The organism is Terriglobales bacterium (assembly GCA_035487355.1).
Classification (GTDB): Bacteria; Acidobacteriota; Terriglobia; order Terriglobales; family Acidobacteriaceae; genus QIAW01.
The window spans coordinates 1-21,611 of sequence record DATHMF010000092.1 but is presented as its reverse complement, the minus strand read 5'-3'; the positions used below and the strand labels follow the sequence as shown (position 1 = coordinate 21,611).

Here is a 21,611-nt window from a genome sequence, read left to right as displayed (position 1 = left end):
CCTGAAACGCGAGTAAGGCACCGGCTTCGTAGGCGCCGCGGGCGCCGCCGCCGGAGAGCACCACTCCAATTCTTCCTGTAAACCCGGAGAACAAACCCGACGGATCTACCGTGCGTGTGGCCAGTTGCTGGCGAAACTTCTCGCGCTCCTGTCCCAGGAGCTTTTGAAACTCTTCTTTTTTCATGCCATCCGCTGAGGTACTGGCAAAGCATACCTCAGCTTGCAGGAAGGTCAATCTGGTTTTTGGCCGATGGGAGGGTGCAACAAAAGCTTCGGACACCTTAAACGCTCTGTTCGGGGGTGTCTGTTCCTGATCCGGTTGCGGCAAGGGCAGGCTCTGGCTCGAGCTGGCGCCGCTCCAGCAATGCATAGAACACAGGCATGACCAGAAGTGTAATAAAAGTGGAAAGGGTCAGGCCGCCGATCACGGCGAGCGCCAGCGGTTTTTGCAGTTCGGCCCCGGAGCCGAGGCCAAGGGCCAGGGGAAGCAAGCCGAAGAGCGTGCACAGCGTGGTCATCAGAATAGGACGCATCCTGATTCTGCCGGCGCTGACCAAAGCCTCGATCAGCGGAAGACCTTCATTGTCGCGGAGCTGGTGGACGTATTCGAAGAGAATGATTCCGTTTTTGACCACGAGACCCACCATGAGAATCACTCCCATGAACGAGGAGACGTTCAACGCCGTGCCCGTGATCATGAGCATGCCGAAGACGCCGAACAGCGAGAGCGGCGCGGCGGAGAGAATAATGACCGCCGGCTGAAAGCTGCGGAATTGGAAGACCAGCACGATCAAGACTGCAGCCAGGGCGAAACCCAGGACTGTCAGCAGGTCTTTGAACGAACTTTGCTGGCTCTCATATTGTCCGCCGATCTCGTAGGTGTAGCCCACGGGAAAATGTACGCTGCCGAGGGCCTTTTGAACTTGGGGAATTGCGGCGCCCAAGCTGCTCTTCTGCTTGTCCAGGCGCGCTGTGAGTACGACCATCAAGTGCTGATTTTCACGTTGGAGCTTGTTTTCGCCCTGTATTTCGCTGACCTGAGCAAGTGAAGAGATGGGCACAATCTGTTTGGCTGGTGTCAAAATGGGAAATTGCTGGACAGAGGCGAAGTCATAGCGGAAGCCATCAGGGAAGCGGACATGAACCGGAATGGTGCGGTCCGATTCGCGAAACTCCGTCGGGAAGACCCCCTTCAGGCCGCTTTGCATCTGCTGCGAGACCTGATCGATGGTCATGCCTACGCGCGCGGCCTGAACCGGATCAACCTGGACAATCAGTTCAGGATTGCCTTTTTCTAACCCTTTAAAGTCGACTACGCCGGGAATCTGCTGGACCTTCGGTCCGATTTCGTCGGCCAGCGACTCGAGTTGGGGCATGTTATCGCCGAAGATCTTGACCTCAATTTCTTCTGGCGTGCCTTCCAGGTCGCCAATCATATCCTGCAGCACCTGGATGAATTCCACATCAATGCTGGGAATGGTTTTCGTAATCTGGTCGCGCAGATCGTTGATAATCTCATCGGCGCTCCGGCTCCGCTGCGATGCCGGCTTGAGTTTTACCAGCACATCGCCTTTATTCTGCTCGGTTGCATAAAGACCCATTTCGGCTCCGGTGCGGCGTGAAAACGCGTCTACCTCGGGAGTCTTCTTCACTATGTCTTCGATCTGGCTGACCAGACGGTTGGTCTCAGCCAATGAGGTTCCGGGCGGGGTCAAGTAGTCGATGACGAAGCCGCCTTCATCCATCTCCGGCAGAAAGCCGGTATGCTGGCTCGTATAAAACGTGTAGATCAGGACTGTAAACAGCAGAGAAGCAGCCGCAATTCCGCCCACTACATACTTATGTGCCAGGGACCAGCGCAGCGCTTTTTCGTAGATGCGGTAAAGAGGTTCGATGAAGCGCGCGGAAGACTCACGGTAGCGCGCCGGCGTCAGAAACTGTTCGGAGAGCAATGGCACCAGAGTCAGGGCAAATAAAAGTGAGAGCAGAACCGATGCCGACAGGGTAAGGGAGAGTGCCGAAAAGAAATTGCCCACCGCACCTTGCAGGAGGCCAAGCGGGGCAAAAACCACTACGGTGGTGATGGTGGAGCCGATGACCGGACCAATGAGTTCATGGGTTCCGTTCTCGGCAGCCGCCATGGAAGATTCTCCCTTGCCGATGTGACGGTAGATGTTTTCCACCACTACGACGGCATCATCAATCACCAGCCCAATAGCAACTGCCAGCCCCCCCAAAGACATAAGGTTGAGAGTGCTGCCAAACAAACGCATGACCAGGAAGGTTCCTACGACAGTCAGCGGCAATGAAGTTGCTGTGATGAATGTGGTGCGAACCTCGCGCAGGAACAGGAAGAGAATGACCACGGCCAGAAAGGCGCCAATCAGAATAGCATCGCGCACGCTGCCGATAGCTTCCTGCACGAACTCGGCGAGATCGTAAACCACGGAGAGGTGCAGGGTAGCAGGAATCACCTGCGAGGAATGCGCTGCCACATCTTTTAGCTGCTGGGCAATTGTGATAATGCTGGCGCCGACTTGCCGTGTGATGTTCAGGATGGCTGCGGGCTTGCCATTGCCATAAATAAGGGTAGCCGGATCGGCCACACCATCTTTCACCTCGGCAATATCGGTCACGCGGATGGGCGTTGTCCCCTCGGTTCCCACCACTGTATTTCTAATCTGATCGAGACTGGTGAATTGGCCGCTGGTAAGCACCAGGAACTGCAAGTAATTCTTGTCCAGGCGTCCGACTGAGATGATCGCATTGGTGGCCCGCAAACGGTCGGCAACATCGGGCAGGGCGAGCCGATGCGCCAGCACCTTCTGTGGATCTACGATGACCAGAATTTCGCGCGTATTGCTGGACTGCACCTCAACCTGCGCAACCCCCGGCACGCTGCTGAATGCCGGACGCAAATTGTAGAATGCCCTGTCATAGAGATCGGTATTGGGTACATTACCATTGAGCACGAAGCTGAGAATGGGGAACACCGACGGAGAAAGCCGTTCTACACGGAGTTCGGTCTCCGCAGGCAGGCTTCCCCGCGTATCATTGACCCGCGCCTGCACCAATTGCAGCGCAACCTGCATGTCGGCCTTGTCCTCGAAGAGAACAGAAATCTCCGCATTGCCACGGATCGTGCTGGAGCGCACGCGGCGCACTCCCTGCACTCCCCTCACCTCCTCTTCCAGCGGGCGGGTCACCGAGATCAACATGCTGTCTGGAGCGAGGTCGCCGGTGTGAGCCAGCACTACGACGCGGGGAAAGCTTAGCTCGGGATAGATATTGCTGGGGAGTTGAAAGAGGGCGAAGAGGCCTCCAACGACCATCATCGCTGTAAGCAGGTAAACTGCTTTCCTGTTCTCGTGGCAGACGCGCACCAGGTTCATTGCTTGACCTTCACCTTGGCCCCGTCGGGCAAGCCGTAGCCACCTTCAAGAACTACTGTGTCTCCCTCTTTGACACCATCGAGCAACTCTGTCTGATCTGAAGTTTCGATGCCGAGAGTGACCGCCGCTATAGCTGCTTTGGCTTCAGCCTTGTCAACTTCCACGCGATACACCTGCGGCTTGGAATCTTCACCGCGATAAATCGCCTTGCTCGGCACTACCAGGGCGTTAGAATGCGTTTCAAGAGGTAATTGTGCAGTAAGGAACATCCCCAAGCGCAGCAACCCCTGAGGATTGGCGATGCGGATGCGAACAAGGCCTACATCACTGGTGGGGTCTACAGCAGGAGAGACTGCGGCTACGTTGCCATTGAAGGTTGCACCGGGAACGCTGTCACTGGTGACGTTGAATTTCAGGCCCACGCGGACCTTCGCCAGATAGACCGCCGGCACGTTGCCCAGCAATTCAACCGTCTTCACGTTGGCGACTTCGATGATCGGCTGTGCGGCGGTGCCATCCACTTGTTCACCGACATTAGCGAAGCGTTTTACCACCGTGGCATCAAAGGGAGAGCGTATCTCAGCACGGCCCAACTGCTGGCGAGCAATGGAAAGCGCCGCCTCCGCCTGATTCAAAGCCCCCTGGTTGACCATGACCTGCGTGCGCGCATCCTCAACCTCTTTGCCGGCGGCAATGCCGCGCTGAAAGAGGTTTTCATTGCGGTCGCGGTTCGCGATCGCATTTTGCAGGTTGGCCCTGGCTTGTTCGACCGCACCCTCTGCTTGGCGCACCTGGTCACGCAAAGTCTGAGGATCAATTTGCGCCATCACCTGCCCGGCGGAAACATGGTCGCCTTCGGCAACCAGGATTTTTGCGATGCGTCCGGGAACGGGAGAGCTTACTTTTGCATCTTCATTGGGCAGCGCGGCAATCGTGCCGGTGACGGCCAGGATACGCGTGATATCTGAGCGGGTTACCTTGGCGACGGTAACGGTGGCGACAGCGTCCTCGGAAGTACCTTGGCCGGAGCTATGAGAACATCCTACCGCCGAACACAGAAGCACAACTGCGGCGGCAAAGGACAACCTGGTTGTTGTCAGCAAATTCATGGACCGAGGGTCACTCCTACTACTTCTTCGAGATTAGCGAAGGCAGATTGAAAACTGAACAGCGAATCCAGGTACGCGCGCTTGATGTCATTGGTCCGGCGTTGCGCATCAATCACCGTCAGCACATTTGACTTGCCCGCCTGATAACTCTCTTCCGCCATGGCCTCCAGTTTAAGCGTTGCCGGCACAAGATTGTCACGATAAAGCTCCACCTGGGTGCGTTTGGCGGCTACATCCAGATAAGCCGCTTCCACCGAGCCTTCCACGGTTCTGCGCGAGGCCGCCAGCGACAAATCAAGCACGTTGAGGTTGGCGTTGGATTGCGCAATCTCACCCTGATTGCGCGAAAAAATGGGGAGGGACATTGCCACCTGGCCGCGCGGGCCGACATGAAAATCGGGCGGCGCATTTAGATCAACTCCACCCTGAATATCAATATTGGGAACGCGTTGCCACTTAAGCGAAGAAAGACGGCTGGCCTCGATGGTCCGCTCCTGAACGATATGTTGGATATCCGGATTGGAGGCATGCGCTTTCTGGACTAAATCAGTTTCATCCAGCGCTGCGGGCAGGTCTGAAATGGCGCCCTCCAGTTCACCCAACGACGCTTCCGGCTGGTTCAGCAGTGTTGCCAACTGGCTGCGGGCGGTCCTTACTTCCTGTAATAGGACTTTGTTATCCACGTCAGCCCGCGCAACTTCTAAATCCGATTGCATGACTTCCAGTTGTGCGATATCACCAACTGCGAAGCGGTCGTGCGAAATTTGTTGAAGCCGTTGCGCCAGTTTCAGGGCGTCAGCGGCTTGCTGGCTTTGAGCTTGGGCGAGCAGCACGTTATAGAAAGCTTCGCGGGTTCTCCTTCGGATCTGGCGGGCGAGGATATCCGTTTCCAGATCGTTCAAAGCTTGCTCGCCGCGGGCCACTTCAATGCGTTTTGAACGCTTGAGTCCGAGTTCAAAAGACTGGTCGAGCAATACGTTCTCGTGAGGCAGGTCGCGCGAGCCGCCAACCGTTAACGTCGGATTGGGACGCTCCTTAGCAATTCGAACTCCTGCCAGCGCTGCCGCTCGTTTTGCCCGCGCGGCTACTAAATCCAAGTTGTGCTGATTGGCAAGCGTAAGCACATCGTTGAGGGTCAGCTTGGCAGTTGGCTGCTGTCCTGCTCCCATCTCGCAGAACAGGGTGACCATCACGATGAACAGCATCGTCTTCAGCATCCCTGTGCAGGCATCGGCCATTGTTAAAGTGCGGATACTCATGGAATTTAAAGTAAAGGCGTAATCTTCCGCTTTTCAGGAGCTTCCATCTTAGCGCATCTAGTATGCAAGCATCTTAGTTGCCGATACTGAAGATTTCATGAAATAAAGTTAAAGTCTTTGTCATAAAGGCGGAATCATGGCGATTGGAAGCAAAAAATTGCACCATGAAAGCTTGCCAGAAATACGGAGTTAAGAAGGGGCACTTCCACATAGCTTTTTCAGCAGCTCTTCACCTTGAGGCCAGGGACCAAATCCTGAAGCCACGTTAATGTGGCCGCCTTTTCCAATATTCACGAATTCGCTGCCCCAGCTCCGGGCCAAATCTTCAATGGTTTTGAAGTCAGCGTAAGGATCATCCGGCGCTGCAACCACGATGCTGCGAAATGGCAAGCGATCGCGTGGAATGGGAGCGAAGCCCCAGGTCTCAGGCGGGCAAGTCGCCCGGCGCTCTACATCGGTGGGCGCCACAATCAAGGCGCCGGCAACTTTAGAGGCGCCGTTTCTACACCCCCAGTGCGCAATCAAGATAGACGACAGGCTGTGGCCAACAAGAATTACCTGGGAAGAGCACGCATTGACATATGTGTTCAGCGTGCCGAGCCATTCGTCAAGGTTGCTGTTGATCCAGTCGCGCTGAACCACTCGTTTGAAGTGCGGATTTTCATTGAGCCAGAGACTCTGCCAGTGTTCCGGGCCCGAATCGCCCCAACCGGGAAGAATTAAGACATCTGGACTATTGTTCATGTGTATTCCTTTATAGATGGCTAAGAATCGAATGGACAAGTGCGCCACCTTAGCGCCCGGATCAATTCTTATGAAAGTGAATCAAGATAGACGTATGTACAAAGGCAAGGAAAGCAAGAGTGATCGCTTGCCTTTAGTCCCGGTCTGATTTCAATCACGTGTTGGAGGAATCATGAAAACTTCCAAGGCCCACAAGGTTGAAGTTTATGTTGGCACTCGCAAGGGTGGTTTCTTCTGCGAAGCGATGGGAAGCGAAAAAACTGGAAGATGGAAGGCCCTTTTTCGCTGGAACCGAGGTCACCTGCCTCATGCGCGATCAGCGCACTGGTAAGCACGGCAAGGTTTTGCCTTTCTTCAATCCACCTCCACCGGATCCAGCCGAGGCGCAAGGCGTTGCAGAACCGCCAGCGCCGTAACGTAGGCCAAACCGGAGAAGACAAACAGCGGCAAGTAACCGTGAGTCTTCTGCACAATAAAACCGGTTGCTACCTGGATTAACACCCCGCCAAAAGCCCCGGCCGAAGTTCCGATGCCGGCGACGCTGCCGACGGCGCGGCGGGGAAACATGTCCGATGCAGTGGTCCACAAGTTCGCTGACCATCCCTTGTGCCCTGCTGATGCCAGGCTTACGAGTACAACCACAAGCCACAAACTCCTGGAAAAGGGCGCGGCCACGACGGGCACAACGCATAAGGCGGAAAGCAACAGTACAGTCTTGCGGGCAGCGTTGACGCTCCATCCGCGCTTGATCAGGTGCAGCGGGAGCCAACCGCCGGCCACGCTGCCTACGCTCGCCACGTTGTAGACCACCAGCGTGGGAGGAATGACCTGCATCAGCCCGAGGCCGAATTGCTCTTGCAGATACTTGGGAAGCCAGAACAGGAAAAACCAAGTGACCGGATCGGTGAGGAATTTGGCGATGGTGAAGGCCCAGGTTTCCTTGTGCTCAAAAAGCCGGCGCCAGGAAACCGCCTGGGTGCGGTCCGGCGGGTCGCTCTGGATATAGGCCAGTTCAGCCTGCGAGATTCGTGGATGCTGTTCCGGCGGGTGATAGAGCAGCAGCCAAAAAATCAGCCACACAAATCCCAATGCTCCGGTTGCAATGAACGCGGCCTGCCAACTGAAGGCCGCGGTAAGCCAGGGCACGGTAAGGATCGCAACCATCGGGCCGACATTCGTGCCGGCATTGAAGATGCCGGTGGCCAGCGCCCGCTCCTTCTTGGGGAACCACTCAGCAACGGTCTTGATGCAGGCGGGAAAGTTGGCCGACTCGCCCAGTCCGAGGAATGCTCTGGCAATCCCGAATGTAAAGGCTGTGCTGGCGGCGGCATGGGCAATAGCAGCCAGACTCCATACCGTAACGGCGACAGAAAATCCCTTGCGCGTTCCAAACCTATCCATCAGATAGCCCGCGCCGAGCAGGCCAATGGCATAAGTGGCCTGGAATGCGCCGGTCATGTAGCCATACTGGAGACTGGTCCAGCCAATCTTGACTTCCAGCGTCTTGGCCAGCATGCTCAAGACTTGCCGCTCAAGCAGGTTGATCGTAGTGGCAAAGAATAGAAGTGAACAAATCGTCCAGCGAACGCGAGAGGCCTCCGGCCGAAGAGCGACTGCGGTCATCGAAGAGCGCCCATGAACCATTTTGCGAAATTATAAGTGTGGCTACGCTTCAGACAGGCCAAAATATATGTCTTCAGAGGCAAAAATAAACAAGATTCAACAGCGGCAACTGTGCCTCATTTCTACACCCGCTTTCTGCGCAATTCCCTTGGGAAATCCCCTGTATTTGTGGTACTTTACGACCACTCCCAGAAAGCGGTCTTGCGTGTTTAGACTGGGTATCACGCCTGAGATTCGCGAAACTCACCCCCTAAGGTTTTGCTCCCAGACGCGTGGCCCGTGCCTTGCACGGCACGCTGGCCCTGCGGAAGCGTGGGAAAGCATTTAACATTAGGGGAGCGGGAGCCTGGGCTCGGAGTAACATCTAGATATGGCACTTGGTTTCGGATTCAATAAACAAAAGGTTCTTGCCTCGGCGGAAAAGGCGGTGCAGCAAGGTAAGCTGCAGAACGCCATTATTGAATATGAAAAGGTCACCCGTGAAGACCCTAAGGACCTGACTGTTTTGAACACGATTGGCGACTTGCATGCCCGCGTGGGCAACAACGACAAGGCCGCCGTCTACTTCAAAAGGGTAGGAGATATTTATGCTTCCGAAGGCTTCACCGTTAAAGCCATCGCGGTTTACAAGAAGATTGCCAAGCTCAATCCTTCCTCTACCGAATCTTTGACCAAGTTAGCTGAGCTTTACACTCAGCAGGGGCTTTATAACGACGCCCGCTCGCAGTACCTGCAGGTGGCCGACGCCGCCATGAAGAGCGGCAACCTGGAAGAAGGCGCGCGGATCTTTCAGAAGATCCTTGAACTCGACTCCGACAACACCGCCATGCAAACCAAGCTGGCGGATCTTTACATCAAGCTGGGCCGTAAAGATAGTGCTCGCGATATTTTTCTTACCGCCGCCAACACCCTCTATCAGCGTGGCGCCCTGGATGCTGCCGACGAGGCCCTGAAGCGGGTCAGCAACCTCGATCCCAACAATCTGGAAGCACTTCTGCTGCGCGGCAAGATCGCCAGTGATTCCGGGGATAGCGCCGCCGCCATCTCCTACCTGGAGAAAATCCCAGACCTCGATTCGCGCCCTGAGGCGCTGCGCGCTTTGTTGAACGCGCAATTGTTCCTCGGCAAATTTGCTGAAGCCGAAATGATTGCCAAGAAAATGCTGACCGTACACAACGACGCCAGCGGGCTCACTGCCTGTGCTGAGTCGTTGCTTAAGAGCGGCGCCCTGGAAGAGGCGTTGCAGCTTTACGATCAGTACTCCGACCGCCTGCTGGCCAACAATCAACCGCAGTTAATTGAAAGCCTGCTGGGCAGCATGAACCGCATCTCAGAGAACGCCAGAGCGCTCGAGCTTTTACGCGGCATTTTTGTCAAAGCCGGCGAGCACTCCCACATCAACGAGATCAATGAGCTGCTGGCGCACGCTCTGGTGCAGGCGGGTGAACTGCAGCGGGCCGCCGCCTTGTACAAGGAACTCTCTGATCTTGAACCCGAGAACCCGCTGCATTTGCAGAATTACAAGCAAATTCAAGGCCGGCTGGGACAAGATCCGACCGTCAGGGAGCTCAGCAAAGAGGAAGGCGAACAGGCGTTCATGGTAGAGGAGCTGGAGCAAGCAGCCCCAGCGCTCGATCAGAAATATTCTGCCGCTATCAGTAATGCCATAAAAGCAGCGCTGACCGAGGCAGAGCTGTTTGAATCCTACAACATGCCCCTCAAGGCAATTCCCCCGCTGGAGCAGGTGCTTCCCAAAGCACCGCGCGATGCGCATCTCAATCAGCGCCTGGCTGCGCTGTACTCCCGCTCCGGCCGCTTCCAGGATGCCGTTCACTGCTGTGAAATCTTGCAGTCGCTTTATGCGGAAGCCGGCCACAACAAGCAGGCGCGGCAATATGCAGACATGGCGGCAAAATTCAGAGAGCGTATAACTCAGGCCGCGGCAAGTGCAGCTATTGAGCCACCAGCACCCCCCCGTCCGGTCTACGCTCCGCCTCCCATACAACAGGCGCCGGTGCCACCGGCTCCGCCGCAAACGCCGCCTCCGCCGGCGGAAAGAGCAGCATTTGAGGTTGAGACATTCCAGGTTCAGCCGCCGCCTCCACCTGTGCAGCCGGCCGTAACAGAATTTAGCCTGGACGTAATACCGGAAACCCCATCCAGTGTGGATGCACAATCCGCGGGGGTTTCAGCGGCGCATGAGATTGATCTGAGCGACTGGGAAAGTATGGCGTCGGTGGATGCAACGCCCCCGCAAGAGGTGTCTCCGCCGCCAGCGCCTGCTCCTCCACCCCCGCCTGCACAACAGCAGATGAGCGTGGAAGACTTGGTAGAAGAAACCCAGTTCTACCTGAGCCAGTCTTTATGGAAAGAAGCGGGCGAAAGCTTGACCCGCTTGCAAACTGCCGATCCTAACGCCCGCCAGATCTCTGCATTGCGGCAGAAATTGGATGAGGGTATGGCGGCATCTTCTGCCCCTGCGGCGGCTGCTACGAGTGAAGCTAACGTAGCCGAATTTTCATTTGACATGAGTATGCTGGAATCGACCCCGGCGTTCGAACCTGAACCTCCGCCACCGCCGCCTCCACCTCCACCAGCACCTAAACCGGCGGCGCCCGTTCGTCCTGCGCCTGAACCTCCAAAACCGGAGCCCGTAAAAGCCGCTCCTGTGGTCGAACCGAAACCAGCGCCTGTAGAACCGAAGCCGGCGCCGGTGGTTGAACCAAAGAAACCGGCAGCTGCCGCAGCCGAAGCGCCTCCGTCAAAGGTCGCGAAAAAAGACGATGCCATCTCTGATTTCGTCCTTGACCTGGATGAAGCTCTTGGCGATGACTTCAGCTTTGACGAATCCAGAACCGCCAAGCCCGCTGCTCCACAGGTTGCGCCGCCGCCACCACCTCCTGCACCACCGGCTCCAGCGCCTGCACCGGCTTCCATGTCTGCACCTGCGCCAGAGCCCGCCAAGGCAACTGCTGCAAAGCCTGTCACCGCTGTACGGAAGTTGGCCCCGTTGACTGCAAGCACTCCTCCACCTCCTCCGGCTGATGCCAGCTCTACTCTCTCTGATCTTTTTGAGGAGTTTAAGGATGAAGTAGAAGAAAACGCTAACGCGGCTGAGGACCCCGATACGCATTACAACCTGGGCGTTGCCTTCAAGGAAATGGGATTGCTCGATGAAGCCATCGGCGAGTTGCAAAAGGTCTGCCATGCCATCGAGAAAGGACATCCCTTCACCCAGGTGATGCAGGCCTATACCTGGCTGGCCCATTGCTTCCTGGAAAAAGGAGCGCCTGAAGCTTCGGTGAAGTGGTATGAAAAGGCATTGCGTGTGCCCTCCATTGACGAAGAGAGCAGGTTGGCCGTTTACTATGAGTTGGGCTCCGCCTACGAGGCTGCCGGCAACAAAAGGGCTGCCTTGCAAAATTTCAACGAAGTGTATAGCAATAACATTGACTACCGTGACGTTGCCGAGCGCATTAAAGCCCTTAAGTCGTAGAATAATAAAATCATCGGTTAGTGGATGCGGTCTACGGCAAAATTCCGGCAAGAATCACAAGATCCTTCATCCCCGGCTTACGGTAACAGACCTTTGAGTTCAACGATCACAAATGTAACTTCGGAAGCTCCCCACCCGCAGCCGGCCGAAAATGCCGGCCCGCCTGCTCCGTCGCGTGTGGAAGTCTGGCTCAATCGTATCTTTCTTGCGGTTTTTGTCCTGCTGTGCGCACTCATAGGCATCATGCTGGTCATTCTGCCCTGGACCAAGTATTGGACGGAAAATACTATACTGCTCCACAATTTGTCTCTGCGGGAGCTCGCGGTGAATGATTTCGTGCGCGGCGCAGTCAGTGGACTTGGCCTGGTGGATGTCTGGATCGGAATCCAGGAAGGGGTCTCCTACCGGGAAACCGGACGCTGAAACCGGCCGGTTCCAGGCAAGTTGGTTTTACATACGTATCTTGACTCAGTCTCTTTGTTATCCTGTCTTTTTGAATTTACTCCTTATGAATGAACCTGAAACTCTTAATCCCGCTTCTTTAGCTTACGAAAACAAGGAATTTCTCAACAGCCCTGATGGCCGCGCGTTGCGGATCATGGCCGAGTATTTTGAACCGCTGGCGCGTTTTCGCAAGGAAAAAATCCAGGATACAGTCGTGTTCTTCGGCTCTGCCCGTTTTGCCAGCCAATCGGACGCTAACAGCGCTCTGGCCGTGCTCGAGCGCACTGCCTCCGCCAAAACCGCGGATTGGGAGCAGCAGCTCAAGCGCTGCCGCGCCGCCGTGGATATGGCCCGCTACTACGAGGAAGCCCGGCAACTATCCAGCATGTTGACCAAATGGGCGCAGGAACTTCCCTTTCGACGCCATCGCTTTGTGGTCACCTCCGGCGGCGGACCGGGGATCATGGAAGCCGCCAATCGTGGCGCCTATGAAGCCGGAGGCAAGACCATCGGCCTCAACATCCGGCTGCCTTACGAGCAGTTCCCCAACCGCTACATCTCTCCGGCGTTGAATTTCGAGTTTCACTACTTTTTCATGCGCAAGTACTGGTTCGCGTACCTGGCCAAAGGTTTGGTGGTCTTTCCCGGCGGCTTCGGCACCCTGGATGAACTGTTTGAAATCCTGACGCTCGCGCAAACCCAGAAGCTCGCCAAAAAAATTGTGGTGCTGGTTTACGGCAGAGAGTACTGGACCAAGATACTCAACCTGCAAGCTCTGGTGGATTCCGGCACTATCGCCGAAGATGACCTGCATCTGTTTCGCATTGTGGATTCCCCCGAGGAAGGGTTTGAAGCACTCCGGGCCGGTCTGACGCAATACCATTTGCAGCCGCAGCCTGTAGCACCCAAGGAAAAAGAAGACGACCCGGACATCGCAGCCACGCGCTCGTTGCGGTAGCATCGTTCTAAGCAAATTTTCAATGGGCGGCGAATGCTTCTTTATTACATTACCGACCGCAGCCACTTTCCCGGGACAGAAATCCAGAAACGCGAACGCCTGCTGGTGACGGCACAAGCTGCAGCCCGCGCAGGTGTGGAGTTCATCCAATTGCGCGAAAAAGATCTGACCGGAAGGGAATTAGAGGCATTGGCCGGCGATCTCACGCAGGCACTGCAAAGCTTTCCTGAAACGCGGTTGCTGATCAATTCCCGTTCGGACATTGCTATCGCAGCAGGCGCGCACGGAGTGCATCTTCCCGCCAATGACATTTCGGCCGACGAAGCACGCACAATTTTTACCAAAGCAGGAGTGCAGCATCCCATCATTGCCGTCTCCTGCCATACCTTCGCGGAAATCGTGCAGGCCGAATCTAACGGCGCTGATTTTGCCGTCTTCGGCCCGGTCTTTGAAAAAGAAGGTAAGAAAATTTCCGCAGCAGGTCTGGCCACGTTGCACCAGGTCTGCAACCGCCCTCCGGCAGTTTCCGCGCGCATGCCCGTGCTCGCCCTCGGCGGCGTAACTTTGGAAAATGCCTCTGCGTGCCTGGCCAGCGGCGCGGCGGGTATTGCCGGTATCCGGCTTTTTCAAACCGATGATCCCGCCAGCCTGGTAGGAGAGTTGAAGAAACTGGAAGAGAGCGAGGGCAAGCCCTCTCACGAGGGCCATCGGGCCTAACGTCCTATTGGCAATCCGAATTTTCCTAATCCAGCGAGTGCAACTCTTCCAACTGCCCGTAGGTCAGCCAGAGACGGTACAAGATGAAAGCATGGAGAGCGATGTCGAAGATGGAGGCCATCAAGCCGCCTTCAGTCGCAAACGCCTGATACAGAATTAAGAGAGTATCCAGCAGATAAATTGCTATACCCGCAAGGAGTGCTACCCGGCTCAGACGGAAGGTGAAGAAACCAATGATCAGAAAGACGCCGAAAGTGAAGGCCGAGCCTATGGCCAGCGGAGTGTCACTGGTCCAATAAAAGATGGCTTCAAGCAGTGAAATACCCGACACAATAAAAAAACCGATTGCAGTGGCGCGCACGCGCCGGGTTGTGGCCTTGATCGCCACCGAGGCATTCACCTTGTTGGCCTTGGGGGCAAATTTGTTTTCGTCGAAAACTGTGCCTTGGGGAGAAGGCCCTCCGTATACTGTGCCTTGCGTTGCGCCCTGGGTCGCTGAGGGACCACCGTAAACAGTTCCTGTTGTTCCCGGAGCAGGCGGCTTGGTAAAACCCTTGTTATCTATTCCAGGGGTAGAGCCGCTATATACCGTCTCTTTTTTAGGACCTTGTCCAGTGCCATTGCTCATGGAAATTCTCCATCAAAAAATAATTGTCATATCAAGATTTATGGGGATTCGGAGACTATATCTTAAAGCCCTGTCCGTGGGAAGCAAATCCTTAATTATTAATTTTTAATGTTGCTTTTTCTTGCGGCGCAAAGTGGGGTCAGGCTTTTCAAATTCGGGAATACTGGAAAACGCAATGCGCGTAGGCGCCGCGCTGCGCACTTGCTGCAAGCCGCCGAGATGAAGCGTACTGCTGCCATATTTGGCGTTGAGGAAGTCCATCGCTTCTGACAACCTCCCCAACCTGGATTCGTCTTGCAAGAGCGAAGCGGTGTGCATGGCATCGGGGACCAGATCGTAGAGGGCGAGCCCTACCAGCATGGGGTTGCCCATCGTCGTGGGCGACTCCTGCCACATCTTGCGAAAGGCTTCCAGCAGCGTGACCGTGTCCTGGCACTCCTGGAGGCGGAGATGGCGCTCCCAATGTTTCTTCTCGCGCCGCGGCGAAAAGGTCACAAACACAGAGAGCCCGCGCGCCCACACCTGCAGCTTGCGTAGCCGCGCCGCCGCTTTGTGCAGCAGCTTCTGCATCACCAGCTCTGCACCCTCCCGGGTGCGAAATTCCGGTGAGAGTACGTGCGAATGGCTCACGCTCTTCTGCGGCGCGTCGTAGTCTTCGTCCCAATCGTCTCCGCGCAGCAGGTGCCACAGGCGCTCACCCCATACGCTGCCCCAAAGGTCGTACATCTGCGTGCGGGAGAGAGCACAGAGCTGCTGCATGGTAAAAATTCCCTTGCGCTCCAGCCGTTGGTTGGTCCGATGGCCGATTCCAGGAAGATCAGAGGGCTTCAGCTTGAACAAAGCTTGCGGAAGCTGGGAAGCACAGAGCGCGACCAATCCATCGGGTTTCTGCATGTCGGAAGCGACCTTGGCCAAAAATCTGTTGGGCGCGAGGCCAACCGAGCAACGCAGCTCTTGCCCCACCTGTGAGCGGATTTTTTGTTTGATCTCGGTTCCGAGTTGCAGCGCATTCTGCAGTTGGCGCTCACGGCCTATCAAGCGACAGGCCATCTCATCAATGGATGCGACCGCGGTCACAGGAATGCAGTTCTGCACCACGTCCACAATACGGTGATGAAATTCAACATAAAGGTCCTGTCGCCCTTCCACCAGGATCAACTCAGGACACATGCGTTTGGCCTCGCCCACGATCGTACCGGTGCGAATCCCATAGGCTTTGGCTTCATAGCTGGCGGCGATGCAGCATGTGGTATCCACCATGACCGGGACCACGGCGATGGGTTTGCCGCGCAGCTCCGGCCGCAACTGCTGCTCGACCGAAGCAAAGTAGGAATTCAGATCGAGAAAGAGCCAGTTCACCAACTCGTCGCCGGAAGACTTGCGGGATGGAGCAGTGTTAGCCAAGGCGCAACCATTGTAATCCTAAGCGAATAAAAAGCGAACAGTGGATTCGTCACTTCTCTCCAGGTGTCTTTGTCTTATTATGTGGTATTATTATTATGTGATAACCGATGGACATCTCAAGGCAGCCTTACGGGAGGAATTGTCACGACTCCAAGAAAAGCGCACAAAGCTGGTTAGCGAGATTCAAAGCTTGAGTGAAAAGATCGTGGCGATCAATCGCCTTCTCGTGGATGAAGCGAATACAAATGAGGCAACGGCCAGCCCATTACATACGCCAGCACTGCCTGATCAATCGATTGCGTCCATTTCTAGACCGCAAAAAGGCAGCTACACGCAAGTACATGTTTATTGGCCAGCCACCTTGCAAAGTTTGGTTGAACTCGGTGGCCGTGCACCTGCTGATGAAGTAATTGATAGAGTAGGTAAGAAACTTGAAACCATCTTCACGGATGAGGACCGAGAGATATTACCAAGCGGAACAGATATACGTTGGAAGAACAGGGTTGCATGGCAACGTTACAACATGATCAAACAAGGCCTTCTCCGAGGAGACTCACCCCGTGGGGTATGGGAAATCACCGAAAAAGGGCGGGTTTGGCTAGCAGAGTTCGTACAAAAGGGTAAAGCAAGTTTCCAATGAATTTCAAGGTTCTTGGACGGCTCTACAATATCGAGATTATTGCGACCGGCAAATCCATTCGTGAGTTGCGGCGATTAAACAAGGTCTATGGAAAAGCGCGTTGGAGAAAGCTAAAAGGAATTGCAAATATCAAGTTCAGAGATGGCTCGATATGCAAAGCAGAAATTCATTGGTATGAAGCACATGGGATAGGCAAAAAAGAATTTAAGATTAAGCATATCCTCGATTAAAATTGTGCCAATGAAACATTTGGCGCCTAGTCTTGTTGTCTGCATAAAAAATAGAAAATATCCAGCATCTTTGGAGTTGCGTAAAATCTATCAGGTTTTACCCGATGAACAGGCCCGCAAACATGGGCAGCTTCGGATTATTGATGAATCCGGAGAAGATTATCTCTATCCTGAAGATTATTTTGTGGCCATCCGCCTGCCACAAACCGCCAAGAAGGCGGTTTTGCTGGCTTCCTAATTCAAATTTCTTCAAACATATATTAGAATCGCTTGCGTCTCTTCCCGGCATTCAAAATTCAATAGGTGTCTCTTTCCATGGGCGAAAACGGAAAGTCGCAGTTTCTGCAGGGCGCTGTTGCTCTGGCGCTGGGGATCATTGTGGCCGCCTCGATCGGCGCCTGGGCATTCGTGCATGTGAAGAACCGCGAGCAGACGATTGTGGTGACCGGCTCAGCGCGCCGGCGCATCAAGTCTGACATGATTATCTGGCGGACCGGCGTAACCGCAAACGCCACCAAGCTGGCTGAGGCCTACCAGTCTCTTTCCCGCGATGTCTCCCGGGTCAAAGCCTATCTGATTGCCAAGGGCGTTCCCGAAGACCAGATCATCATCAGCTCCATCACCACCAAGACTGTGCGCAAAGCAGGCAGGCAAGGATCCAGCGAAGATGGAGAGGGCGGCGAGCTTGCCGGCGATATCGCCGGCTACAGCCTGCACCAGGAGTTGGAGGTCCGCTCGCCCGACGTGGATAAGATCACCAAAATCTCGCGCGAGGTCACCGAGCTGATGAACCAGGGCTTGCTGCTTGAGTCCTTTCCGCCTGAGTACATCTACACCAAGCTGGGCGACTTGAAGATCGAGATGCTCGGCCAGGCCGCCCTCGATGCCAAGGCGCGCGCCCAACAGATTGCCTCGAGCACCGGCAATCAGGTCGGGGGACTGCGCGCCGCCGAGATGGGCGTGCTGCAAATTACCCCGCCGGATTCGAGCGAAGTTACCGGTTACGGCGTCAACGACACATCATCCCTGGAAAAAGACATCACTGCCGTAGTTCATATGACGTTCTCTATTGACTGAAGCGATTGCGGAAAAACCAACCCCGGGCAGTTGAGAAGGGGGACTTGCTGTGCAAGTCTATGCAGCGTTAAATCATTGAAAGTAAATGGCTTGTAGCTCATTGCAACCTCACTTGCTGAGTACTTGCAGCGAAGACTAACTTTTCAGGGTACGTTTGAAGCTCATACCCCTCGTTCTGCCCGCTGCGCGCTCGCGCTTCGACACATAACGAGTTTTTCAAAGACCGCAGGGGCGCAAGCCCCGCATTCTTGAATGCTGTTAAACACACGTCTGGCACGATGATGGCACACTTTGCCGAGGAATGAACAGATTGATACCGCTTTGATATCACTTTGTGGAGGCGGAGAATTCAAACCTAACCACAAAGGTCACAAAGGCAGATGAAAGGACACGAAGACGAACCCCAATCAGCAGATGGGCTTACCAAGTAAACTTGCCTTTCTCTGCACCTCCGCGCCTCCGTGGTGAAAATCATTTCTCTGCCGGTCCGTAATAGCGGTAATGTCCCGTGATCTTCCAGTCGAAGAGCACATCTTCCATCTGCGGCCCGTCGCCGATGTTGTGCACGATCATGTAGCGCCCGCTTTCGGGCGACTTCTGGTCCACGACGATGCCGATGTGGGGGATGCCGCGCTTGGGGTTTAAATCCCAGGTCACCAGGTCCCCGGGTGAGTAGTCTCCAGCGTTTTTCGTGATGGAAAGCGTCTCGCCCTGGCGGCTGAAGAAGGCCATGAGATTGGGGACGCGGCGGTGGTCAATGTTGCGGTCGAGTGTCCGCGTGCGTTTGGGATAGGCGCTGAGGTGCGTCTTCATGTCCTCGTGGACTTCTTTCTGCAGATCAATGCCCAAGGCCCTATAGGAGCGGATGACCTCATCGCTGCAGACGCCGGAGTCGGCCGGGACGTCTCCGTTGGGATAGGCGATGGCGACGTATCCGGGATCGTAGCGGACGGTGTGATGCGTGCGCTCGATGGCCGCAGCCGAGAGGCGGGCGAGGAAGACCTGACGAGGGTCGGGGTTGGCAGAAGTAGTTTGCGGGACAGCGATTCGCGAGAGCAGAGGTACGACTGATAACACCAAGCCTACGAGCAATAGTGATTTCGGCGGGCACTGAAATCCGTTCATAGCAGATCGTAGCTTTACCAACTCAAGTTGACAATACCTTGCTGAGATATTTCATTATGGTCGCGTCAGGTCCAAGTTGTTCGGCCAATCGCAAAGCTGCGATGACATTGCAGCCAGTGGAGGTCCCCGCAAAAAGGCTGGTGGAACGCGCCCGGCAAGCGGCATTCTTGCAGACATGAGACAACCTCGCTATTGGGGAAGCTTTGCGCCTAGAATCTCAATCGGTTCGATTACAGGCGGCTTGGAGAACAGTTCGGACGCTTGCGCCATGAGCGCTTTGGCTATGGGGCCGTTCAGATGGGCCTGGCGTCCGCTTTCGTCCGTGAAAGCGTCGAACACGCCAAAGGTCGTCGGCCCCAGGCGCAGCGCGAACCATATAGGCGTTGTCACTTCCTGATTGGCCAGGGCAAGTCCTGTTTCCAGGAACTTCGCGACCTGGTTTTCTTTCCCGGCTTTGGCTTCTAAACGTACGAACAATGCGACTGTATACATCGGGTTTCTCCTTGGCTGGATCCATTGGCTGGATCCATGAATAGTAAACCAAGATAGCTCTTTAGATGGTCAGCAGGCTATTGGCAAGATCGCCAAAGTTGATATCATATTTGCCATGAGGATTTACGTGCTCGCGCTGGATGGGGTTTTTGACACGGGTTTGGCGACCGTGCTCGATGCATTTGAGACTGCGAACGAGCTCGCGGAAATGTCTGGCCTGGCCTCGCCTCGATTCGACGTCGCTATCGTGGGAGTGCGCAAGGCGGTCAAAACATCGCAAGGGCTGACCGTTCCAGTTACTGCCGGCCCCATGCGGATCGTTCCCGATTGGGTCGTGGTTCCAGCCATCGGATTCAAGATGCCGGGCCCGCTGCAGGCAGCTCTCGCCAGATCCGACGTCAGCGACGCCGGCAAAACACTGCGCTGGTGGGCGGAGCGAGGCGCAGGCACGGCGGCTGCCTGTATTGGGACATTTGTCGTGGCTGAGTCAGGACTACTCGACAACCACGACTCGACCACAACCTGGTGGCTCGCTCCGTTATTTCGCCAGCGATATCCCAAGGTGCGCCTGGATGAATCGCGGATGATCGTAAAATCGGGAAGGCTGGTTACGGCAGGAGCGGCCCTCAGCCACATGGACCTGGCCTTATGGCTCATCCGCCAGAAAAGCCCGGGACTTGCCGCCTTGACGGCGAAGTACCTGGTTGTGGATTCACGGCCATCACAGTCTGCCTACATCCTTACCGATCATTTTGCCCACTCTGATCCGCTGGTAGAGCGCTTCGAGCGCTGGGCGCGAGGCAGGCTTACGCATGGATTTTCGCTCGACGATGCTGCGACGGCAGCCGGATCGAGTAAGAGAACCCTGGCCCGGCGCATGCAAGCCGTGCTGGGGAAGTCGCCACTCTCTTATTTCCAGGAGCTGCGTGTGGAACGCGCGGTGCATCTGCTGAAGACCACCGCCGAGAGCGTAGAAGAGATCGCTGCGCGAGTTGGATACGCCGATGGCGTAACCCTCAGGACTCTTCTGCGGCGTCATCTTGGGCAGGGGATTAAGGAAATCAGAAGAAACGCTGTCTGACTCGCCCTATCGTGGCGGTTTCATTGTAGCTTCTACCGCCCGGTTTCTCCGTGTCTTCTTGGTGAAACTTTCTCGCTAGACCACACGAAATAGCGCTGCGTGCCTTTTTGCGTACTCTTCGAGCGCCGACCACACCGACTCGTCGCCGCAGACTTGATTTCCTAATTCAAAGAACTCGTCGTCTTCGGCGAGCGCTGCCATGAACTCGAGTCTCTTTTGTTGATCAAGATGTGGAGTCTCAAAGGGGAACATGGCTACTGCCTTGTCGAGCCGGCCGGCAGGACCCAATGCGCCGATTCTGCGGTACGCATCGGAAAACATAGAATAGGAAGGGGAAAATGGAAAGTCGTTCTCGAACAAATATTGGAATCCACCGTTGTCAATGATGGCTTGAACGCAATACAGAATTGCAACGGTCTGAAGGGGAATCTCCAGCTTCGCCGGGTCGCCACCAATTCTTTCCAGCTCTTTGTATGTATATTCCGCGGCATGATCAAGGAATGATTTGTCGGCCATGGGTGCTTGTCCTTCCTCCATTCTCGGAGCCATCGTAGTCAGAGTGGAAGTCTCGCAAAAAGCAAAAGGCCACATTCAGAGATGAATGTGGCCTTTTTGATTTTAATCCGGCAACGACCTACTCTCCCACACAGTTTCCCGTGCAGTACAATCGGCCCTGCGAGGCTTAACTTCCGTGTTCGGGATGGGAACGGGTGTGACCCTCGCGGTAAGATCACCGGAAATTTGGCATCGCGCGGCCCCGGTAACAGATTGTGTCATCGGCCAGTCAGGTTCGGCTGGGGTCCGTCGCGCGAAGGGTTTTGCGAAGTTCTTCTCGCAAACCAAAACTTGTAAAGAACGTGAGGGACGATGCCTCACTACTGAATAGATTGAGAAACGCAAGGCCAGCGGCAATCACCAAAAAGCTCCAGGAGCTTAAGGCGAAAGCCGCCTTATGCGCTGAATAAATTTTATGGTCAAGCCGAACGGGCGATTAGTACTCGTAAGCTGCGAACATCACTGTTCTTCCACTTCGAGCCTATCAAACAGGTGGTCTTCCTGTGCCCTTCTTGCCCCTTATGGGTTGGGAGATCTAATCTTGGGGAGTGCTTCACGCTTATATGCATTCAGCGTTTATCACAACCGAACTTCGCTACCCAGCTATGCCATTGGCATGACAGCTGGAACACAAGAG

General features: G+C 55.2%; 20 protein-coding genes and 2 rRNA genes. 9 read left to right on the top strand and 13 right to left on the bottom strand.

All coding sequences use genetic code 11. The features are described 5' to 3' along the window. From VK738_16945 to VK738_16920, 6 genes are all read right to left on the bottom strand, one after another. Nucleotides 1-184: hypothetical protein (locus VK738_16945; GenBank protein HTD24347.1), on the bottom strand; the 184-nt coding region annotated here is incomplete at its 3' end. 97 nt (nucleotides 185-281) lie between these two features. Next, nucleotides 282-3,392, bottom strand: coding sequence for an efflux RND transporter permease subunit (locus VK738_16940; protein ID HTD24346.1), 3,111 nt, complete (start codon nucleotides 3,390-3,392; stop codon nucleotides 282-284). Then, complete coding sequence (locus tag VK738_16935) at nucleotides 3,389-4,501, bottom strand: efflux RND transporter periplasmic adaptor subunit (protein HTD24345.1); 1,113 nt, start codon at nucleotides 4,499-4,501, stop codon at nucleotides 3,389-3,391. Before VK738_16935 ends, VK738_16940 begins: the two co-directional genes overlap by 4 nt. After that, on the bottom strand, nucleotides 4,498-5,760 hold the full coding sequence (locus VK738_16930; protein ID HTD24344.1) for a TolC family protein: 1,263 nt from the start codon (nucleotides 5,758-5,760) through the stop codon (nucleotides 4,498-4,500). Before VK738_16930 ends, VK738_16935 begins: the two co-directional genes overlap by 4 nt. Nucleotides 5,761-5,949: 189 nt before the next feature. Further along, a complete protein-coding gene (locus VK738_16925) occupies nucleotides 5,950-6,504 on the bottom strand; it encodes an alpha/beta hydrolase (GenBank protein ID HTD24343.1) in 555 nt (184 codons plus the stop codon). Between the two features lie 354 nt (nucleotides 6,505-6,858). Continuing rightward, a complete protein-coding gene (locus VK738_16920) occupies nucleotides 6,859-8,127 on the bottom strand; it encodes an MFS transporter (GenBank protein ID HTD24342.1) in 1,269 nt (422 codons plus the stop codon). Nucleotides 8,128-8,497: 370 nt separating this feature from the next. Here VK738_16920 and VK738_16915 point away from each other — a divergent pair, with 370 nt between their 5' ends. The 4 genes from VK738_16915 to VK738_16900 all read left to right on the top strand — a co-directional run bounded on the left by VK738_16915 (nucleotide 8,498) and on the right by VK738_16900 (nucleotide 13,742). Next, nucleotides 8,498-11,623: a tetratricopeptide repeat protein gene (locus VK738_16915; GenBank protein HTD24341.1), complete on the top strand. Its 3,126-nt coding sequence runs from the start codon at nucleotides 8,498-8,500 to the stop codon at nucleotides 11,621-11,623. A 93-nt stretch (nucleotides 11,624-11,716) separates the two neighbouring features. Further along, nucleotides 11,717-12,046: a hypothetical protein gene (locus VK738_16910; protein HTD24340.1), complete on the top strand. Its 330-nt coding sequence runs from the start codon at nucleotides 11,717-11,719 to the stop codon at nucleotides 12,044-12,046. 85 nt (nucleotides 12,047-12,131) lie between these two features. Further along, nucleotides 12,132-13,025: a TIGR00730 family Rossman fold protein gene (locus VK738_16905; protein ID HTD24339.1), complete on the top strand. Its 894-nt coding sequence runs from the start codon at nucleotides 12,132-12,134 to the stop codon at nucleotides 13,023-13,025. Between the two features lie 33 nt (nucleotides 13,026-13,058). Then, the gene (locus VK738_16900) at nucleotides 13,059-13,742 is read left to right on the top strand and encodes a thiamine phosphate synthase (protein ID HTD24338.1); all 684 of its coding nucleotides are present in this window, start codon (nucleotides 13,059-13,061) and stop codon (nucleotides 13,740-13,742) included. Nucleotides 13,743-13,767: 25 nt separating this feature from the next. Here VK738_16900 and VK738_16895 read toward each other — a convergent pair whose 3' ends face one another. Next, on the bottom strand, nucleotides 13,768-14,370 hold the full coding sequence (locus VK738_16895) for a hypothetical protein (GenBank protein ID HTD24337.1): 603 nt from the start codon (nucleotides 14,368-14,370) through the stop codon (nucleotides 13,768-13,770). 105 nt (nucleotides 14,371-14,475) lie between these two features. After that, nucleotides 14,476-15,774, bottom strand: coding sequence for a hypothetical protein (locus tag VK738_16890; GenBank protein HTD24336.1), 1,299 nt, complete (start codon nucleotides 15,772-15,774; stop codon nucleotides 14,476-14,478). A gap of 79 nt (nucleotides 15,775-15,853) precedes the next feature. On the opposite strand from VK738_16890, the gene VK738_16885 reads away from it, so the two are divergent. The 4 genes from VK738_16885 (at nucleotide 15,854) to VK738_16870 (ending at nucleotide 17,721) form a co-directional block, all read left to right on the top strand. Next, nucleotides 15,854-16,414: a winged helix-turn-helix domain-containing protein gene (locus VK738_16885; GenBank protein ID HTD24335.1), complete on the top strand. Its 561-nt coding sequence runs from the start codon at nucleotides 15,854-15,856 to the stop codon at nucleotides 16,412-16,414. After that, entirely contained in the window at nucleotides 16,411-16,644 is a 234-nt protein-coding gene (locus tag VK738_16880; GenBank protein ID HTD24334.1) for a hypothetical protein, read from the top strand. Before VK738_16885 ends, VK738_16880 begins: the two co-directional genes overlap by 4 nt. A gap of 10 nt (nucleotides 16,645-16,654) precedes the next feature. Then, a complete protein-coding gene (locus VK738_16875) occupies nucleotides 16,655-16,882 on the top strand; it encodes a hypothetical protein (protein ID HTD24333.1) in 228 nt (75 codons plus the stop codon). 77 nt (nucleotides 16,883-16,959) lie between these two features. Next, nucleotides 16,960-17,721 carry an SIMPL domain-containing protein gene (locus VK738_16870; protein HTD24332.1) on the top strand — a complete coding sequence of 254 codons (762 nt, stop codon included), beginning with the start codon at nucleotides 16,960-16,962 and terminating at the stop codon, nucleotides 17,719-17,721. Nucleotides 17,722-18,192: 471 nt separating this feature from the next. Here VK738_16870 and VK738_16865 read toward each other — a convergent pair whose 3' ends face one another. Together VK738_16865 and VK738_16860 are read right to left on the bottom strand one after the other, a co-directional pair. After that, the gene (locus VK738_16865) at nucleotides 18,193-18,846 is read right to left on the bottom strand and encodes a DUF1287 domain-containing protein (GenBank protein HTD24331.1); all 654 of its coding nucleotides are present in this window, start codon (nucleotides 18,844-18,846) and stop codon (nucleotides 18,193-18,195) included. Between the two features lie 189 nt (nucleotides 18,847-19,035). Further along, nucleotides 19,036-19,338, bottom strand: a complete 303-nt coding sequence (locus tag VK738_16860) for a hypothetical protein (GenBank protein HTD24330.1) — start codon at nucleotides 19,336-19,338, stop codon at nucleotides 19,036-19,038. Nucleotides 19,339-19,453: 115 nt separating this feature from the next. Here VK738_16860 and VK738_16855 point away from each other — a divergent pair, with 115 nt between their 5' ends. Continuing rightward, complete coding sequence (locus VK738_16855; GenBank protein ID HTD24329.1) at nucleotides 19,454-20,419, top strand: helix-turn-helix domain-containing protein; 966 nt, start codon at nucleotides 19,454-19,456, stop codon at nucleotides 20,417-20,419. Between the two features lie 75 nt (nucleotides 20,420-20,494). Here the strand turns inward: VK738_16855 and VK738_16850 are convergent, their stop codons facing one another. The 3 genes from VK738_16850 to VK738_16840 all read right to left on the bottom strand — a co-directional run. Beyond that, complete coding sequence (locus VK738_16850) at nucleotides 20,495-20,935, bottom strand: DUF4375 domain-containing protein (GenBank protein ID HTD24328.1); 441 nt, start codon at nucleotides 20,933-20,935, stop codon at nucleotides 20,495-20,497. A 105-nt stretch (nucleotides 20,936-21,040) separates the two neighbouring features. Next, nucleotides 21,041-21,157: ribosomal RNA gene (rrf, locus tag VK738_16845) — 5S ribosomal RNA — on the bottom strand. Between the two features lie 232 nt (nucleotides 21,158-21,389). Next, a 23S ribosomal RNA gene (locus VK738_16840) occupies nucleotides 21,390-21,611 on the bottom strand; the annotation flags it as partial.

Bases quoted from the DNA above. Each gene is read 5' to 3' on its own strand.
- VK738_16940 (HTD24346.1), bottom strand. From the start codon at position 3,392: ATGAACCTGGTGCGCGTCTGCCACGAGAACAGGAAAGCAGTTTACCTG.
- VK738_16935 (HTD24345.1), bottom strand. From the start codon at position 4,501: ATGAATTTGCTGACAACAACCAGGTTGTCCTTTGCCGCCGCAGTTGTG.
- VK738_16930 (HTD24344.1), bottom strand. From the start codon at position 5,760: ATGAGTATCCGCACTTTAACAATGGCCGATGCCTGCACAGGGATGCTG.
- VK738_16925 (HTD24343.1), bottom strand. From the start codon at position 6,504: ATGAACAATAGTCCAGATGTCTTAATTCTTCCCGGTTGGGGCGATTCG.
- VK738_16920 (HTD24342.1), bottom strand. From the start codon at position 8,127: ATGACCGCAGTCGCTCTTCGGCCGGAGGCCTCTCGCGTTCGCTGGACG.
- VK738_16915 (HTD24341.1), top strand. From the start codon at position 8,498: ATGGCACTTGGTTTCGGATTCAATAAACAAAAGGTTCTTGCCTCGGCG.
- VK738_16905 (HTD24339.1), top strand. From the start codon at position 12,132: ATGAATGAACCTGAAACTCTTAATCCCGCTTCTTTAGCTTACGAAAAC.
- VK738_16900 (HTD24338.1), top strand. From the start codon at position 13,059: ATGCTTCTTTATTACATTACCGACCGCAGCCACTTTCCCGGGACAGAA.
- VK738_16895 (HTD24337.1), bottom strand. From the start codon at position 14,370: ATGAGCAATGGCACTGGACAAGGTCCTAAAAAAGAGACGGTATATAGC.
- VK738_16885 (HTD24335.1), top strand. From the start codon at position 15,854: ATGTGGTATTATTATTATGTGATAACCGATGGACATCTCAAGGCAGCC.
- VK738_16880 (HTD24334.1), top strand. From the start codon at position 16,411: ATGAATTTCAAGGTTCTTGGACGGCTCTACAATATCGAGATTATTGCG.
- VK738_16875 (HTD24333.1), top strand. From the start codon at position 16,655: ATGAAACATTTGGCGCCTAGTCTTGTTGTCTGCATAAAAAATAGAAAA.
- VK738_16870 (HTD24332.1), top strand. From the start codon at position 16,960: ATGGGCGAAAACGGAAAGTCGCAGTTTCTGCAGGGCGCTGTTGCTCTG.
- VK738_16865 (HTD24331.1), bottom strand. From the start codon at position 18,846: ATGAACGGATTTCAGTGCCCGCCGAAATCACTATTGCTCGTAGGCTTG.
- VK738_16860 (HTD24330.1), bottom strand. From the start codon at position 19,338: ATGTATACAGTCGCATTGTTCGTACGTTTAGAAGCCAAAGCCGGGAAA.
- VK738_16855 (HTD24329.1), top strand. From the start codon at position 19,454: ATGAGGATTTACGTGCTCGCGCTGGATGGGGTTTTTGACACGGGTTTG.
- VK738_16850 (HTD24328.1), bottom strand. From the start codon at position 20,935: ATGGCCGACAAATCATTCCTTGATCATGCCGCGGAATATACATACAAA.